Consider the following 17,068-nt stretch of genomic DNA (forward strand, 5'->3'; position numbering starts at 1 on the left):
AGCTACAGGGTGCGTGCAGGATCGATGGTGGGTGCGTCGTCCTCGTCGTCGGGTACGAAGTCGGCTTCGACGGCGGAGGCCGGTTCCTTCCAGACCCAGGGCTGACCGTCCTGGACGACGCGCCGGTAGGCGTACAGCACGATCGACAGCGACAAGACGACGACGCCGACGATGAGTTCCTTCGTGCTGCCGTATCCCGTTATGGAGGCGCTGAGCGCGCCGACGACGACCATGATCGTGTCGATCACCACGAGGAGGCCGGCAATGTACACCCACTTCTTGCCGAGCTTGATGGGGCGATGGGCGTCCGGTTCGTCGCGGCGCAGGTTGAGAAAGCCGGTCAGCGACAGGATGTGGCAGATGAGGTATGCGACGATGACAGCGAGGGCCTCGCCGACGAACAGGATCAGGATGACGTTGACGAGCAGGTCCAGCGACATGGCACGCCCCGGGACCTTGAAACGGTTGAGCTCACCGAGTTGCTTGATGGTGAGGCCCTCCCGGGCGCTGCCGTGGAGCACACGTCCGCCGTCGGCGGTGGTCATGACCATCAGGAGGACGAGGCCGGCGATGAGGCAAATCGCCATCACGATGTCGCCACCGGGGAAGAGGCTTTCGAACACGGTCAGGTAGAAGGAGACGGGGTTTTCCGCGACATCCGCCTGGTCGACGAGTCCGCCGACGCCGAACGGGACGAGGATGTAGACGGCGATGACGAAGAAACCGGCCAGTCGCAATGCAATTCGGCTGTCGCGGATGGTGTCGCGGAACTCCGGTACGAAGGAGGCGACGGCCTCGATGCCGTACACCGACCAGGCGAGGACGAACATCCAGGCGATCGCAGTGCGCCAGCCGGCTTCACCGCTGGCGGCGATGTCCCAGTGCAGATTGCTCATCGACCAGTTGTCGGACAGGAGAGGAGCGGCCGCGAAGACGACGATAGGGACGAGGACGAGCGCGCCGGTCGCGTACATCAACCACATCGCGGGTCGCATGCCCAGGACGTTCAGGCCCCAGCCCATGACCAGGACACCGAGTGCGATGACGTGGGGGAGTCCGATGGTGGCCAGGCCCGTGGAGAACGTCCACGTCTCTTCGGGGAACCACTCGGCCTGGACCAGCTTTCCGATCTGCAGACCGTAGATGGCGAGTGAACTGGACCAGGAGAACCAGTAGCCGTACGTCGCGAGCGGACCGACGAGGGTCGACCGGGTCCGCCAGCCCTGGTGGGCGTACATCGAGATGCCGCCGACCTTGTCGACGAACATGCTGGCCATCTCGGAGTAGATGAAGTTCTGCAGGCATGCCAGGACCGCGACGGCGCCGAGGAGGACGAGCGTCGTCCACGCGCCGATCAGGCCGATTGCGTATCCCATGCCGACGAAGAGTGCGGCGGGGATCGAGAGGCTGATGGTGAAGCCGTCCCACCACCTCAGGTTCTTCTCATAGGTGTGGTCGTCGGCGAAGGAATCGTGCAGGCTCACGGGATTCTCCAGTTCTGGGCCTTGTCGGCGCAGTGTGTGTATTCAGAATGCGGCCCTCGGCGACTCGAGTCGAGTGGGGTGGAGGCCGATGGACCGCCGCAAGTATGTGATTCAAGACACTAACATCGCGCAATGCGTCGCACAAGATCAAATCTATCCCGCAATGCGCAGTGAATGATTGTTTACATTCACGAAATGCAGCCCTGTGGCCCCACAACGCCACTGATCTCGTCGTTCTGGATAGAGTCGGTCCATGTCTCAGCACACTCTGGACGAACTGGACCGCGCGATCCTGCGGCAACTCGAAGACGATGGGCGGCGAGCGTTTCGGGAAATCGCCCGAAACCTGGGGTCCTCCGAGGCGACGGTACGGGCGCGCGTGAAGCGTCTGCAGGATCTGAACATCCTGCGCATCGTCGCGTTCGCCGATCCCGAGCGGCTTGGCAACTCGCAACTGGCTCTCATGTTCCTGACGGTCGACCCGGCCCGGCACCAGCAGGTCGTCGACGCACTGACCGAGATGCCGGAGATCACGTACGTCTCGACACTGCTGGGGCGCAGCGATATCTGCGTCGAGGTCGGCAGCGCCAACAATGCCGAGCTGTGGGCTTTCCTGAATCAGCACGTCAGCACCATCGAGGGCGTGCGTACCACGGAGACCATCTCGATCCTCAAAGTGCACAAGCTGCGGTACGGCACGCCCTCGAAGGAGTAGTCCTACCGTCCGTCGCTGAACACCGTGCGGTGCCAGGCTTTCCGGGAGACCCCGGTGATGTCGCTCATGACGTGCTTGACGGTCAGGTACTCCTCGAACGAGTACGTCGACATGTCCTTGCCGAAGCCGGACGCGCCGACCCCGCCGTGCGGCATCTCGCTGATGATCGGGATGTGATCGTTGATCCACACACACCCCGCGTCGATGTTCCGTGATGCGCGCTGCGCGCGGTACAGGTTCGTCGTCCAGGCCGACGCGGCGAGACCGTAGTCGGTGTCGTTGGCGCGGCGGATCGCGTCGTCGTCACCCGAGTGGCGGCTCACGGTGAGCACGGGTCCGAACACTTCGTCGCGGTAGATCTCGGCGTCCTCGGTGACGTCGGCGATCAGGGTCGGAAGGTAGAACGCTCCGGGCAGGTCGGGGAGGATCCGCCCGTCACGATCCGGAAGCCTGCCGCGCGGGCGCGTTGCACCATGCCGTCCACCCGGTCGCGATGAGCGAGCGTGATCAGCGACCCGAGATCGGTGTCCGGGTCCCAGGGATCACCCACGACCACCCGTTTCATCAGTTCGGCCACGCGGGCGACGAAGTCGTCGTACAACGAGTCCGCGACGATCGCGCGGGTCGCCGCGGTGCAGTCCTGGCCGCCGTTGATGAGTGACGCCGCCACCGCGCCGTGCACGGCCGCATCGAGATCGGCGTTGTCGAACACGACGAACGGGGCCTTGCCGCCCAGCTCGAGCTGCACACGGGTGCCGTTCGCGGACGCCTGCGCCATCACTGTTCGGCCCACGGCGGTCGAGCCGGTGAAGGTCAGGACGTCGATACCGCGATGTCCGGCGAGCGCGGCCCCGACCTCGGCACCCGTGCCCGTCACCACGTTGAACACGCCGTCGGGCAGACCGGATTCGGTGGCCAGCCGGGCGAGACGCAACGTGGTGAGGGGAGTGAGTTCACTCGGCTTGAGCACGACCGTACACCCGGCGGCCAGCGCCGAAATCACCTTCCACACCGCCATCTGTAGCGGATAGTTCCACGGCGTGATCGACCCGACGATGCCGACGGCTTCACGCCGGATGCTCGAGGTGTGGTCGGGGGAGTACTCGGCGGAGGCCTTGCCCTCGAGATTGCGGGAGGCTCCGGCGAAGAAGTTGATGTTGTCGATGCTGCCCGGGACGTCGAACTCGCGAGCGAGCCGGATTGCCTTGCCGGCCTGCGCGACTTCTTCGCGGGCGAACAGTTCCGCGTCGCGTTCGAGTGCGCGTGCGAGGACGGTGAGAACGGCTGCGCGCTCGGCCGGGACCGCACCCGACCAGGCCGGGAGGGCGGAGCGTGCCGACCGGACGGCGGCGTCGACGTCCGACGCGGTCGCCAGCGTCAGCGTCGTGACGAGTGCGCCCGTCGCCGGATCGATGATGCGGTGGGTGTCGCCGGATCCCTGGGCGGGGGATCCGGAGATCCAGCAGCCGGGAACGGTGGTCGGCAGGCCGATCGAGGGAGAAGGCGGGTAGGGGGCCGAGACGGTCATGAGATCACTCCAAGACGGGGGCGACGAAAGATTTCCTCACAGTAGAAGAGCGATCCCGTGTTGGCTACCCGTCTCCGCGAATTAAGTCGACAAATCAGGCTAAAGCTGCGTATTGCGTCAAGTTTCCTGGCTAAACTACTTGATTTCGCAGACTAATGCGGTCAGGATTGACGCATGCCGGATCGGACCTCGGCGTTCGGCGATCCACCGAGGTGATCATCCCGGGTTCGGCCGACGGAACCCGAGCCATACCGAAATCGACTGAACCGAAACGTAATTGAGGATAACGATGAGTGCTGTCACCGAAAGAACCACGACCGGACTCGAACGCTCGGCTGCGCGCCATCTGTGGGGGCATTTCTCCCGCCACGGGCAGAACATCACCCCGCCGATCATCACCCGCGGTGAGGGTGCCCGGATCTGGGACACCGCCGGCAAGAGCTACCTCGACGGGCTGTCCGGATTGTTCGTCGTCCAGGCCGGACACGGCCGCACCGAACTCGCCGAGGCCGCCGCCACACAGGCCGAACAGCTCGCGTTCTTCCCACTCTGGTCCTACGCCACCGAACCCGCGATCGAACTCGCCGAACGCCTCGCCGGCTACGCCCCCGGCGATCTGAACCGGGTCTTCTTCACCACCGGCGGCGGCGAGGCCGTCGAAAGCGCCTGGAAACTGGCCAAACAGTACTTCAAGAAGGTCGGCAAACCCGGCAAACACAAGGTCATCTCCCGCTCCATCGCCTACCACGGCACCCCGCAGGGGGCCCTGGCCATCACCGGCATCCCCGCCCTGAAGGCCCCGTTCGAACCGCTCACCCCCGGCGCGTTCCGGGTCCCCAACACCAACATCTACCGCGCCCCCGAACCCCTCGGCTCCGACCCGAAGGCATTCGGGATCTGGGCCGCCGACCGGATCGCCGAGGCCATCGAATTCGAGGGCCCGGACACCGTCGCCGCCGTCTTCCTCGAACCGGTGCAGAACGCCGGCGGCTGCTTCCCACCGCCGCCCGGCTACTTCGAGCGGGTCCGGCAGATCTGCGACGACTACGACGTGCTGCTGGTCTCGGACGAGGTGATCTGCGCGTTCGGCCGGATCGGGTCGATGTTCGCGTGCGACGACTTCGGATACGTGCCCGACATCATCACCTGCGCCAAGGGCCTGACCTCGGGATACTCGCCGATCGGGGCGATGATCGCCTCGGACCGGCTCTTCGAACCGTTCTCCGACGGGAACTCGATGTTCGCGCACGGCTACACCTTCGGCGGACACCCCGTCTCGGCGGCGGTCGCATTGGCGAACCTGGACATCTTCGAACGCGAGGGCCTCAACGCCCACGTCACCGAGCAGGCCCCGGCGTTCCGGGCCACCCTCGACAAGCTCACCGACCTGCCGATGGTCGGCGACGTGCGCGGCGAGGGCTTCTTCTACGGCATCGAGCTGGTCAAGGACAAGACCACCAAGGAGTCGTTCACCGACGACGAGGCCGAACGGATCCTGCACGGATTCCTCTCCACCGCCCTGTTCGACGCCGGCCTGTACTGCCGGGCCGACGACCGCGGCGACCCGGTCATCCAACTCGCCCCACCCCTGATCTGCGGGCAGGCCGAATTCGACGAGATCGAACACATCCTCCGCAGCGTCCTCACCGAAGCCTGGACCCTGCTGTAACGCAACCGGTCCCACGCGAAGGCGGCACCCCGGCAACGGCGTCGGGGTGCCGCCTTCGTGTTTTCCGGAGCGCCCGAACGCGCGCATCGGCAGCAGGCTGCGCATTGCGCAGTCGAGCTAACTGGAGTGGCGCAAAGTCGAAGAAATTTCGGGGTTGTGCGGCGGTTTGCGCGCTGTTAGTGTGGTTGTAACACGCAAAGCGTTGCAAATTCGCCCACTGGATGCCGGAATGCGCAGCATCGAGTTCTCTCAGCCGCCGGGGGCGGCACAATCGACGAGGAGCACGTCTTGACGATTCAGGACCTTCCCACTGCCGAGTGGCCGGGCAGCAAGGCGGCCGCGGTGTCGTTGACCTTCGACGTCGACGCGGAGGCCGGCTGGCTCGGCGAGGGCGACGAGTACGCGCGTCGCCTGACCATCCTGTCCGAGGGCCGCTACGGCGTCACGCGCGGAGTGCCGCGCATCCTCGACCTGCTTGCCCGATACGACATCTCGGCCACGTTCTTCGTCCCCGGTCACACCGCAGAGCATCATCCCGCAATGGTGGAGAGCCTGCTCGACGCCGGGCACGAGATCGGTCACCACGGACACCTGCACCTGCGCAGCGACAAGGTGAGCGAGCAGCAGCAGATCGACGAGATCGACAAAGGCCTCGAGGCACTCGAGATGCTCGGCGTCCCGCGGCCGAAGGGTTACCGCTCCACGTCCTGGGAACTCACCCCCGAGACGTTCGCTCTGCTCGTCGAGCGCGGATTCCTCTACGACTCCAGCTGTATGGGCGACGACCGCCCGTACATCGAGTCCTGGGACGGCCGCGAGATCCTCGAACTGCCCGTGCACTGGTCGCTCGACGACTGGCCGCGCTTCGGCTGGAACATCGACGGTGGCGGCAACGTCGCCGACGCGGAAGAGTTGCGACGTTGCTGGACAGCCGAATTCGAGTCGGCCCGTGCCGAACGCAGGCACACGAGCTTCACCATGCATCCCGAGGTCATCGGACGCCCCTACCGGCTCGCCCAGTTCGAGCGGGTGGTGGCGCACATGGCCGAGTCCGGTGACGTGTGGTTCGCCCGCCTCGACGAGGTCGCCGAGTTGGTGGCGTCGCGGCTGAAGGTGGCGTCGTGACCCGCCGGTTCCGCTCCACGCAGACCCGACCGTGGGACCGCGGCTGCGAGTTCGGCAGTGCCCATGCGGAACAGGTCGGCGCCTCCGTGGCCGCGTACCAGCAGTTGTTCGACCGTGCTGCCGGCGCGGCCGTCGACCTGGATCACTGGGGGACCGCCGCCCTCGAGCGGATCACGGCTGCCGCGCCCGCGCTCGCCGACGAGATCGCCGGCATCGCCGACGGCGCCGGTCTTCCGGTGACCGCGGTCGCGGCGATCAACGCACGCACCGAGGTGCTGGCCGCGGTCGGCGGAGTCACGCCGAGCGAGTGTTCGACGGTCGTCCGGCTCCGGAACGGGAACGCACCGGTCTCCGTCCAGGCGTGGGACTGGTTCGCCGAGCTCGCCGACCTGTGGTTCGTCTGGGAAATCCCGCACGAGACCGGACATCTGACCACCACCGTCACCGAGTACGGCGTCGTCGGCAAGATCGGCGTCAACGACCGCGGCCTCGGCGTGCACTTCAACATCCTCCACCACACCGAGGACGGCAACGGGATCGGCGTCCCGGTGCACGTGCTGGCCCGCGCCGTGCTCGACGAGTCGCGCGACCTCAACCACGCTCTCGTCCGGCTCGCGCAGGCGAAGGTATCGGCGTCGACGTCACTGACACTCGTCGCAAGCTCCGGTGGTGAATCAGCCGCAGTGAGCGTCGAACTCAACCCCGGCGGGATCGGATACGCCCTGCCGGACCACGACGGCCTACTCGTCCACACCAACCACTTCCTCAGCAGCCCGGCGAACCTGCACGACACGGAACTCCGCCACGGACCGGACACCGTGATCCGGTTCGACATGCTCCACCGTCGACTGTCCGGCAGGCCGGACGTCGATGCCCCGGCAGTCCTCGAGGCGATGACGTCGCACCTGCTCGGCGGCGGAGCGACGTGCTGCCACGTCGACCCGGCCCTGCCCGCGTCGGCACGCTTCGAAACCCTCGCCACCGTTTCGCTCGACGTCGAGAACGGAACTCTGACCGCCCATTCCGGTGGGCCCTGCACCATTCCTGCCGATTTCGCGGCACCGACCAAGGAGAACACCGTGCTGAAACTGAAGCGCATCGACAACATGGACATCCTCACGCGCGATGTCGACGCACTCGTGGAGTTCTACCACGGCGTCCTCGGTCTGCCCTTTCACCTCCCGTACGAGAAGGATGAGGAGTGGGCGGCGATCGACATGGGCAACGTGACGCTTTACATCTTCAAATCCGAAGTGGGCGAACATGCTCCGCGCCGCACCGCGGTCAACCCCGACAACGCACCCGGCTATGACTCGATCGCGTTCGAGGTCGACAGTCTCGACGCGGCCGAGGCCGCGCTGGATGGACATGTCGATTGGGTCGATGAGCGGATCCAGTGGAAGCATCCCAGCGGCACCTGGTATCAGTACCGTCCGTTCTTCGACCCCGACGGCAACATGCTGTACGTCACCGAGCCGCACATCGTGGGAGCGGGAGCATGAGTCCGGCCGCCATTCCGAGTGTTCGGCTGGATGACCGCGTCGCGCTGATCACCGGCGCGGCACGGGGCATGGGCGCCGCGCACGCGCGGACCCTCGCGTCCCGCGGAGCCGACCTGATCGTCGCCGATCTGGACGTCGCGGAACTGTCGGCGGTCGCCAAGGAGATCCGCGACAGCACCGGTCGCCGCGTCGAATGCCTCGAACTGGACGTCACCGCCCCGGACGCCGGCGAGCGGGTCGTCGCCGTCGCGACCGACAACTGGGGTCGCCTCGACATCCTCGTCCACAACGCCGGCATCATGCACGACTGGAAGACCCTCGACGAGACACCCGTCGAGAATCTCCGGCCCTACCTCGACGTCAACGTCCTCGGGCCGTACACCATCACCCGCGTCGCCGCGCCGCTCCTCGCGCGAAGCGAGGCACCACGCGTCATCTTTATCTCCTCGCAGTGGGGGCAGGTCCCCGGCGGGCACTCCTACGGCTACATGGTGTCCAAGACCGCGCAGCTCGGGCTGATGAAGGCGCTGTCGTCCGAACTCGTCTCGCAGAGGATCCTCGTCAACGCCGTCGCACCGGGCGCGATACACACCCGCATGGTTCCCGACGACGTCTTTGCCGAAGAACTCGCAGCCGTACCCCTCGGCCGTCTCGGCGATGCCCACGAAATCGCCGCGGCCGTTGCCTTCCTCGCCTCCGACGGAGCCGCATTCATCACCGGTCAGACCCTCGCGGTCAACGGTGGAGCGCTCGTCGTCGGAGCCTGACCTCCCGAAAGGACCATCGTGACCACCTCGATCCACACTCCCACCAAACGTGAACTGGCCGAAGCGTCGATGCGCCGATCCTGGTTCCCGGTCGCGCGCCTCTGCGACCTCGACAAGCCCCAGACGGCCACCCTTCTCGGCGTCAGCCTGGTGATCTATCGCGACGGCGAGGGACGGGTCTCGGTGCAGTCGCGGCGCTGCCCGCACCGCGGCGGCGACTTGTCGATGGGCGAAGTGCACCAGAGTTCGATCGGCTGCCCCTACCACGGCTGGGAGTTCTCCAGCACCGACGGCAGTTGCAGCCGCATCCCGTCCCTGGCCGATCAGGGCAAGATCCCGCCGCGCGCGTCGATCGCCACCTACCCCGCGGTCGAGCGGTTCGGACATGTCTGGACGGTGCTCGAGGATCCGATTCGCGACATGTACGAGATCGAGGAGTGGCAGGGCCTCGACCTCGAATGGCTTGCCGCCGACCCCATCGACTCGTCGGTCGGAGTCGGCGTGACGATCGAGAACTTCCGCGACGTTGCGCACTTCCCCTTCGTCCACAAGGTGTCGATGGGCCCGACCCCGGAGGTTGTCGAACCGCTGAACGTCAACCGGGACGGACTCGACGTCTGGATGGACCGCCCGCTCGACGCCGGCTCCGGCGACTGGGCCAACGACGGCGACTGCATGATGCGGTACCGCTGCTCCGCACCGGGTCTCGCCTCCATCACGTACCACTACGAGAAGCTGGGACGCCGCGTCGTCGCCGGGTTTCCGTCACCCATCGACTACGAGCACGTCAAGATCTTCTGGGGCGTCGCCAACGAGGTCGGCTACCGTGGCGCAGACCTCGAGGAGTGCCTGCGCGTCGAGGAGATGGTGTACCTCGAGGACATCCCGATCGTCGAATTCATCGAACCTCGCGAGATCCCCTGGGATTCCGAATTCCAGGAATTCTCCGTACCCGCCGACCTGTTCACCCTCAACTACCGGCGCTCGTTCAGCGAGCTGATGAACCGCGTCAAGGATGGCAGGCATGTCAACGAGTTCCTCTGACAATCAGACTCTTTCGCTTCGCGTCGTCGCCGCCCGCTGGGAGGCCGAGTCAATTACCTCGTACGAGTTCACCCGCGCCGACGGCGGCGAGCTACCAGCCTGGGAACCGGGTGCTCACGTCGACGTGCACCTGCCGTCGGGGACAGTCCGGCAGTACTCGCTGTGTGGTGACCCGGCCGACTCGGCCCGCTACCGCATTGCGGTCCTCGAACTGCCCGCAGGCCGGGGCGGTTCGGTGGAGGTCCACCGCGAGTTGCGTCCGGGCCGGCTGATCGAGGTCGGCCGTCCCCGCTCCAATTTCGCATTGACGGAGGCGGACCGGTACGTGTTCGTCGCCGGCGGAATCGGCATCACCCCGATGCTGCCGATGATCCGGGAAGTGCAGCGCCGCGGCGAAACCTGGGAACTGGTGTACGGCGCGCGCACAGCCGAGCACTTCGCATTCGTGAACGAGCTCGACGCGTCCGCGGTGAAGTTGGTGCCGCAGGACACGAGCGGTCACCTGGACCTGGAGGCCATCGTGGCGTCCTCCGCGGGGGCGGCGGTCTACTGCTGCGGGCCGACCCCGCTCATGGACTCGTTGATCGAGCACATGACCCGGGCGGACCGAACCGAGGAACTTCACCTGGAGCGGTTCGCGGCGGCGGCCCCCGCAATCGGGTCGAGCGGCGAGTTCGAGGTCGAACTGGCTCGCAGCGAGAAGGTCGTCCCGGTGCGTCCCAATCAGACCGTGCTCGAGGCCGTCCGCGCCGCCGGCATCGACCATCCCTCGTCGTGCGAGATGGGAATCTGCGGGTCCTGCGAGGTGAAGGTCCTCGGCGGCGATGTCGACCACCGTGACGACCTCCTCACCGATACCGAACGCGCGCAGTGCAACAGCATGATGATCTGCGTCTCTCGCGTTAGGGGTGACCGCCTGGTCCTGGACCTGTGAGTACTTATTAACCTCGGGCGGTTAATAAGTACTCACGGGCGCGAAGCGCACGACGACGCCGGGGCGGAGCAGGGCGGGGGGAGTGCGTTCGGCATCCCAGATCGGTTCGTCGGTGGTGCCGATGAGTTGCCATCCGCCGGGCGAGCTGCGGGGGTAGATTCCCGTGAACTCCCCGCCCAGTGCCACGGTCCCGGCGGGGACGGAGGTCCGAGGCGTCGCACGGCGCGGCACGTGCAGCTCGGGTGCGCCGCCGGTGAGGTAACCGAAACCCGGGGCGAAGCCGCAGAACGCCACCGTCCACGGTGTTCCGCTGTGTGCGGCGACGACGCCGTCGACACCGAGACCGGTCAGCTCGGCCACGTCCTCGAGGTCGGGACCGTCGTAGCGCACCGCTATCCGGATCTCGTCCGGGGGATCCTCGGCGACAGTCGCCTCCGGTTCCGTGGTCCGCACCCACTTCGCGACGCGGTCACGACTGGTCGCGCCGTGGTCGAACCGCACCAGGACGGTGCGCGCCGCGGGGATCACCTCCACGACCCCGGGTGGCCGGGAGTCGTCCAGCGCACGAAAATGCGCGAGCACGGTGTCGAGGTCCTCGAACTCGGCGAGGACCGCGCTTTCTCCGACGTCGAGGATGCGCATCACACGAACGGCTCCACCGTGATGCCCTCGGCGTCGAGCAACGACCGGATGGCGGTGGCCATCTCGACGGCCGCGGGCGTATCGCCGTGGACGCAGACGGATTCGGCGGTGACCGCGAGGACCGTGCCGTCGACCGCTTCGAGGGTGTGATCGACGACGAGCCTGCGGACCCGTTCGGCCACCACCGCGGGATCGTGCAGTACGGCCCCGTCCGTCGTGCGTGGCACCAGCGTCCCCTCGGGTGTGTACGCGCGGTCGGCGAACGCCTCGGTGACCGTCCGCAGTCCGGCCTTCTCGGCCTCCTCGAGGAACACCGAACCGGGCAGGCCGAGGACGGGCAGCGTCTCGTCGTACGCGCTGACCGCCGCGACCACCGCGCGGGCCTGCTCACGATGGTGGACGATCGCGTTGTACAGCGCGCCGTGGGGTTTCACGTACGCCACCGCGGAGCCGGAAACCTGGGCGAGACCGTCGAGAGCACCGATCTGATAGACGACGTCGGCCGTCAGGTCACGCGGCGCGACGTCGATGAACCGGCGCCCGAACCCGGCGAGGTCGTGGTAGCCGACCTGCGCGCCGATCCGGACCGTCAGCTCGGACGCCGCCGAACAGGTGGCCGACAGGGTTGTGGGATCGCCCGCATGAAAGCCGCAGGCCACATTGGCACTGGTCACGAGCTTCAGCATCGCCAGGTCGTCGCCGAGGGTCCAGGCGCCGTAGCTCTCGCCGAGGTCGCTGTTCAGATCGATTGCCGGCACATATTCGATACTAGGGTTCCGAGTGCAGTCTTGTAGATTCTCTCGCGGGGGCGGGCGGAACCGGTGAGGGCCCTGCTGCGTCAGAACAATTGACCGTGCGTGGTGGACTGCGCCATCGGAGGGGGACACATGACCGACCCGGCATACATCAAGGATCCCGAGAACTTTCACTCGGACCAGTGGGATCACGCGCGGATCGCGAGCGCCGTCGCCGGCATGAATGTCGAGAACGTCAGCGGCATCGCAAGAGCCTGGGCCGAACTGGGGACGACGGCCCACGACGCGATCGTCGAGTTCAGCGATGCGATCAAGAAGACGATCAGCGAGAGCTGGCACGGTGCTGCCTCGTCGGCGGCCTACGGCGAGACCGAACGGTACTCGACCTCCGCGCCGCTGGCGCAGCAGCAACTTCACGGAGTGGCGGACGCGCTGACGCCTCTGGCGGAGACGGTCGCGTCGCTTCGATCGCAGGTTCCCGAAACCATCGGCACCGGCCTATGGGACAAGCTGACGCCCTGGGACACGGACACCGAAGACGAGTACTACCGGCGCGAGGGCGAAGCGCGCGAGAAGATGGCCACGATCTACAACCCCGGACTCGCGACGTCGGACGGAAACGTCCCGTCGTTCACGAAACCGGAGAGCATCGTCGACGTTCCTTCGGGTCCGGTCGGGCCCGGTGTCGACTACGCGAGCGGCAGCCCGAGTTCGAGCGACCGGTTCGGTGGACCGAGCGGCGGGCAGCCGACTTCCGGCGACGTGCCCGTCAGCGACCCGTCCGATGTGGACGGCGCACTCGCTGCGGACAGCACGCAGCGGAATGCGGCCACCGCGCCGTCGGCGGCCACCACACCGGCGACGACGGCCCCGGCCTCGGCGACGGGGGATCAGGCGCAGAACCGGTCGGGCATACCTTCCGGCGCCGATTCGTCCTCGGGTGCCGGCTCGCGCTCCGCGGGTGCGGGTGGGGGTTCCGGTGGAGGCGGACTGGGAGTCGGCCCCCTTGGCGGTGGTGTCGGCGCCGGAAATCGGCCGGGGGCCATGGCCCGGCCCGGCACCGCACCCGGGGTTCCGGGGGCCAACGCCGGAGGTCGCGCGGGAGCCGGGATGCGGGGCACCGGCCCGATGGGTGGGGGAATGATGGGAGGCGGAGGAGCTGCCAAGGGCGGCGGCGAGGACAACGAACACAAGACGCCCGACTACCTGATCACCCTCGACAACGGCAACGAGTTGATCGGCAAACTGCCCCTCGTCTCGCCACCGGTGATCGGCGCATGAACATGCGAAACTGGCGGCTGCGTCCCGAACTGTTCGACGCCCTGTGGGCCGGCACCGGGCAGGACCGCATCCCGTATCCGTTCCGGATCGTGAGTGCGCATCCCGGGCTCAATGCCTATGTCGCCGAGCAGAACCGGATACGCGAAGCCTTCGCGGGAGCCGAGCACGACGATGTGAGGTCGGCGTTGGGTGTGCTCGCCGAGCCCGACGTGTATGTCGAGATCTCCGGTTCGACCGCCGACGAGACCCCGATCCGAATCGTCGGTGCACAACAGGGGCAACGGGTGGTGATCGCGTCGCAACTCCCCGGCCGGGCACCCCAGATCGGTGGCGACGTGGTCATCGGCGCCGGTGCAGCCGGGCGTCTGGGCGCCCAACTGATCGGGCTGATCCCGCAGAACGCCGCCGGCCGACGCCGATTCCAGCGGCGCGACGAACAGGACACCCACTTCTCTCAGGGAATCCTGCAGGAGGTCAATCGGGCGGCCCCCGCCCCGCGACTCGAATCCGCCGTACAGAAGGGCTACGCGGGCCGTGGGAAGATCCGCGTCTACCGCGGCCCCCGCTACGGCACCGGCAGGGACGTCGGCATCATGCACTGGATCGACATCGCCGGCGACGGACGCTACGCGATCGGACCGCACGACCCATCCGCTGCGCACCCGGCAGGCCCCGAACAACTCGTATCCTCGCTCGACACCCTGATCAGGGTCGGTACCACTCCTCGAGCGAGGTCGGTCGGTGCCCGCAGTTGGTAGATTGCCACGCGCCGGCGAAGGCACAGGTGGGGACACAGCACGACACACGGAGGGGACACCGACATGGCGGGGCCAGAAGCACCGGAAGCCGGATGGAAGGCTTTCACCGAGAACATCACCGGGGGAGGCAGGCTCGAACTCGACCCCGCAGGCATAGAGCAGTGCATCACGCTGTGCCAAGAGCATGCGGAGGATATGCGCGCCTTCGCCCGCCGCGCGCGAAATGACCTTCGAGCCCTGGACCTCGGTATCGGCGAAAAGGACATCGAATCAGCGAAGGACCTTGCTCGGAAATTCGACGAGAAGGCAATCGGCGGCAGCGAGAAAATTGATTCCGGTAACACCGCAGTTGGGTTATTCCTCGCCCATGAGGCATATGCACTCGACATGAAGTCGATGTTCGAGGCGACACTCACACGGTATCGGGAGCAAGACGCGGCGCTCACCGGGAACCTGAATCAGGCGGGACAGGAACTGTGACCCATGATCGCAAGTTCCTCGTGTCCGTCTGCATCTTCTCGGCTGTCTTCGCACTCAGTGGGTGCAACCAAGAAGTAGCGGGTCCGCCGGTCCCGCAGCCGAAACCTGAGATTATGTTCCACCCGTGCGACGGTCTCCCACCAGACGCGATCCGCGCTGTCGGTCTGGATGTGAGGCCGCCGGAGCGCGACGACACCGACAATCCCCAAGCTCTCGGCTGTGGGTATTTGTCGAACGATCCTAATTACGGCATCACCGTCGCCGCGCGTACCGAGACACTTGACGATATCGAGTCGAGCGACCGCTTCCACGTCCTGAGTGAGACGGAGATCGGCGGGCGGCGTGCTCTGGTGTCGGATTTCCGTGGCGGGAGTGCGTGCACGGTGTCGGTGGCGATCGAGCCGGGGATTCTGGAGTTCATGATCGGGTACAGCGAGTTGGAGGATTTTACGACCGTCGACGCGGCGTGCGATCAGGCGACGAAGGTGGCGACGACGTTGGCGCCCTATTTCCCCGACCACCTGTAGGGCAGATCTTGTACTGAGCCTCCACTCTTCGGCGTGTGAGGGCCGGTTCGGCCTTCGGATTGCCGAGAGTGGCGGCTCAGTGCGTGTGTGCGTGGGTGGGGGTGATGCGTCCCGCGTTCTTGCGTCGTGAGGATCCGCTGAGCCGGCAGACGAGGTAGATGACGAACGAGATCGTGGTGACGAAGCTCGATACGGGCACTCCCGGTGCGAGGGACAGCAGGATGCCGCCGACGGCGGCGAGTTCGGCGAACACGATCGACAGGATCGTGGCCTTGAGTGGGCTGGCGGTGACGTAGGCGGCGGCCGCGGCGGGGGTGATGAGCAGTGCCATCACCAGCAGTGCCCCGACGATCTGGACGCCGAGCGCGGCCGTGATGCCGACGAGCACGGCGAACACGATCGACAGCGCACGCACCGGGACTCCGCGGGCCTCGGCGACGTCGGGATCGGTGCTCGCGAACAGGAGGGGGCGGTAGATCAGGCCGAGGACCCCGATGACCAGCACGGCGCAGAGCAGCAGCAGCTGGAGGCCGCTGTCTCCGGGTGCCACGATCTGGCCGATCAGCAGCGAGAAACTGGTGCCGGTGCGCCCTTGGTACGACCAGATGAACAGCACCGACAGGCCGAGCCCGAATGCCATGATCACGCCGATGACCGAGTCACGGTCGCGGGCCTTCGCGCCGAGTAGTCCGAACAGGACCGCCGCGACCACCGACCCGGCGATGGCGCCGGCCCCGACGCTGACACCGATGAGCAGGGCCGCCGACGCACCGGTCAGCGACAGCTCGCTCGTGCCGTGCACGGCGAACGACATCTGCCTGCTGACGATGAGGGGGCCGATGGCTCCTGCCAGCAGGCCGAGGATGGCGCCTGCGATCAGCGCTTGCTGGACGAAGTCGTACTGGAGCAGGTCGACGGTGGCCGAGACGTCGAACATGCGCGACATCGCGTCGGTGAACTTGTTGCTCATGCGTGTCCCTCGTCCGTGTGGTGCACACCCTCACCGGGGCGGAGGCCGCCCGCGCTGCCGAGCGCGTCGATGGCGTCGCCGGTGCCGATGACGACGAGGCGGCCGCGTACGTGCAGCACCTCCACGTCGGTGCGGTACAGCTCGGACAGCACCTCCGACGTCATGACCTCTTCGGGTTTGCCGATGCGGAACTGTCCGTCGACGAGGTAGAGCACGCGGTCGACGAGGGGGAGGATCGGGTTGATCTCGTGGGTGACGAACAGCACCGCGGTGTCGTGGGTGCGGCGCCGTCGGTCGATGAGGCCCGACACGAGATTCTGGTTGGCCAGGTCGAGGCTGAGCAGCGGTTCGTCGCACAGCAGGATCTGGGGGTTGCCGACGAGGGCCTGCGCGATCCGCAGTCGTTGCTGCTCACCGCCGGACATGGAACCGATCGGTGCGTCCGCGTAGTTCTCGGCGCCGACTTCGGTGATTGCCGCGTCGACGATCGCACGGCGTCGGCCTCGCCGGAGGAGACCGGTTCCCCACTGGTGGCCGTCGACGCCGAGGCCGACGAGGTCGCGGCCCCGCAGCGGCAGTCCGTCGTCGAGCGACTTCTGCTGGGGGATGTACCCGACGTGCGAATTGCCCTTCCGCGCCGGTGATCCGGCGATGCGCGCGGTGCCGGAGCTGAGGGCGAGCTGGCCGAGTAGCACCTTCAGCAGCGACGTCTTGCCCGACCCGTTGGGTCCGAGGACGGCGACGAATTCGCCGGGTTCCACGGTGAGGTCGAGGTCCTGCCAGAGTGTGCGTTCGCCGAAGGACAGTCGCGCCCCCGTCAGTTCCAGTGCGGGGACGCGACCGGCGCCGGCGTTCTTCGAAGTGGGTTCTGTCACAAGCCGATCAGT

16 protein-coding genes and 1 pseudogene are annotated in these 17,068 nt (G+C 66.8%); 11 read left to right on the forward strand and 6 right to left on the reverse strand.

The genetic code is table 11. The features are described from left to right. Positions 1-2 precede the first annotated feature (2 nt). Positions 3-1,484 carry an APC family permease gene (locus tag PSR88_RS22740; RefSeq protein ID WP_016884126.1) on the reverse strand — a complete coding sequence of 494 codons (1,482 nt, stop codon included), beginning with the start codon at positions 1,482-1,484 and terminating at the stop codon, positions 3-5. Positions 1,485-1,737: 253 nt separating this feature from the next. Between PSR88_RS22740 and PSR88_RS22745 the strand changes: the two genes are divergently transcribed. After that, the gene (locus tag PSR88_RS22745) at positions 1,738-2,199 is read left to right on the forward strand and encodes an Lrp/AsnC family transcriptional regulator (protein ID WP_016884125.1); all 462 of its coding nucleotides are present in this window, start codon (positions 1,738-1,740) and stop codon (positions 2,197-2,199) included. Between the two features lie 2 nt (positions 2,200-2,201). Here PSR88_RS22745 and PSR88_RS22750 read toward each other — a convergent pair. After that, positions 2,202-3,727 (reverse strand): annotated as a pseudogene (locus PSR88_RS22750) (gamma-aminobutyraldehyde dehydrogenase). A 289-nt stretch (positions 3,728-4,016) separates the two neighbouring features. Between PSR88_RS22750 and PSR88_RS22755 the strand changes: the two are divergent. From PSR88_RS22755 to PSR88_RS22780, 6 genes are all read left to right on the forward strand, one after another. Beyond that, positions 4,017-5,396 carry an aspartate aminotransferase family protein gene (locus PSR88_RS22755; RefSeq protein ID WP_342338456.1) on the forward strand — a complete coding sequence of 460 codons (1,380 nt, stop codon included), beginning with the start codon at positions 4,017-4,019 and terminating at the stop codon, positions 5,394-5,396. Positions 5,397-5,684: 288 nt separating this feature from the next. Then, a complete protein-coding gene (locus tag PSR88_RS22760; protein ID WP_016884124.1) occupies positions 5,685-6,521 on the forward strand; it encodes a polysaccharide deacetylase family protein in 837 nt (278 codons plus the stop codon). Next, positions 6,518-8,023, forward strand: coding sequence for a C45 family autoproteolytic acyltransferase/hydolase (locus PSR88_RS22765; RefSeq protein ID WP_016884122.1), 1,506 nt, complete (start codon positions 6,518-6,520; stop codon positions 8,021-8,023). Before PSR88_RS22760 ends, PSR88_RS22765 begins: the two co-directional genes overlap by 4 nt. After that, positions 8,020-8,790, forward strand: coding sequence for an SDR family NAD(P)-dependent oxidoreductase (locus PSR88_RS22770; RefSeq protein ID WP_016884120.1), 771 nt, complete (start codon positions 8,020-8,022; stop codon positions 8,788-8,790). The genes PSR88_RS22765 and PSR88_RS22770 overlap by 4 nt, the downstream gene beginning before the upstream one ends. 18 nt (positions 8,791-8,808) lie before the next feature. Then, positions 8,809-9,834 (forward strand): aromatic ring-hydroxylating oxygenase subunit alpha, encoded by a 1,026-nt coding sequence (locus tag PSR88_RS22775; RefSeq protein WP_016884119.1) that lies wholly within the window; start codon positions 8,809-8,811, stop codon positions 9,832-9,834. After that, a complete protein-coding gene (locus PSR88_RS22780) occupies positions 9,815-10,768 on the forward strand; it encodes a PDR/VanB family oxidoreductase (RefSeq protein ID WP_016884118.1) in 954 nt (317 codons plus the stop codon). Before PSR88_RS22775 ends, PSR88_RS22780 begins: the two co-directional genes overlap by 20 nt. A 21-nt stretch (positions 10,769-10,789) precedes the next feature. On the opposite strand, the gene PSR88_RS22785 is transcribed toward PSR88_RS22780, so the two are convergent. Together PSR88_RS22785 and PSR88_RS22790 are read right to left on the reverse strand one after the other, a co-directional pair. Then, the gene (locus PSR88_RS22785; protein ID WP_016884117.1) at positions 10,790-11,410 is read right to left on the reverse strand and encodes a 5-oxoprolinase subunit B family protein; all 621 of its coding nucleotides are present in this window, start codon (positions 11,408-11,410) and stop codon (positions 10,790-10,792) included. Then, a complete protein-coding gene (locus PSR88_RS22790; RefSeq protein ID WP_009477537.1) occupies positions 11,410-12,168 on the reverse strand; it encodes a LamB/YcsF family protein in 759 nt (252 codons plus the stop codon). Before PSR88_RS22790 ends, PSR88_RS22785 begins: the two co-directional genes overlap by 1 nt. Positions 12,169-12,297: 129 nt before the next feature. Here PSR88_RS22790 and PSR88_RS22795 point away from each other — a divergent pair, with 129 nt between their 5' ends. The 4 genes from PSR88_RS22795 to PSR88_RS22810 all read left to right on the forward strand — a co-directional run bounded on the left by PSR88_RS22795 (position 12,298) and on the right by PSR88_RS22810 (position 15,211). After that, on the forward strand, positions 12,298-13,446 hold the full coding sequence (locus PSR88_RS22795) for a hypothetical protein (protein ID WP_016884116.1): 1,149 nt from the start codon (positions 12,298-12,300) through the stop codon (positions 13,444-13,446). Next, complete coding sequence (locus PSR88_RS22800; RefSeq protein WP_011596868.1) at positions 13,443-14,204, forward strand: ESX secretion-associated protein EspG; 762 nt, start codon at positions 13,443-13,445, stop codon at positions 14,202-14,204. The genes PSR88_RS22795 and PSR88_RS22800 overlap by 4 nt, the downstream gene beginning before the upstream one ends. 63 nt (positions 14,205-14,267) lie before the next feature. After that, complete coding sequence (locus tag PSR88_RS22805) at positions 14,268-14,684, forward strand: hypothetical protein (protein WP_016884115.1); 417 nt, start codon at positions 14,268-14,270, stop codon at positions 14,682-14,684. Beyond that, positions 14,681-15,211 (forward strand): DUF3558 domain-containing protein, encoded by a 531-nt coding sequence (locus PSR88_RS22810; RefSeq protein ID WP_016884114.1) that lies wholly within the window; start codon positions 14,681-14,683, stop codon positions 15,209-15,211. The genes PSR88_RS22805 and PSR88_RS22810 overlap by 4 nt, the downstream gene beginning before the upstream one ends. Positions 15,212-15,287: 76 nt before the next feature. Here PSR88_RS22810 and PSR88_RS22815 read toward each other — a convergent pair whose 3' ends face one another. Then, positions 15,288-16,181 carry a metal ABC transporter permease gene (locus tag PSR88_RS22815; protein WP_005265172.1) on the reverse strand — a complete coding sequence of 298 codons (894 nt, stop codon included), beginning with the start codon at positions 16,179-16,181 and terminating at the stop codon, positions 15,288-15,290. Next, entirely contained in the window at positions 16,178-17,056 is an 879-nt protein-coding gene (locus tag PSR88_RS22820) for a metal ABC transporter ATP-binding protein (protein WP_016884113.1), read from the reverse strand. The genes PSR88_RS22815 and PSR88_RS22820 overlap by 4 nt, the downstream gene beginning before the upstream one ends. Positions 17,057-17,068: the final 12 nt, after the last annotated feature.

The organism is Rhodococcus sp. DK176, assembly GCF_038447315.2.
GTDB classification, from domain to species: Bacteria; Actinomycetota; Actinomycetes; order Mycobacteriales; family Mycobacteriaceae; genus Rhodococcus_F; species Rhodococcus_F jostii_A.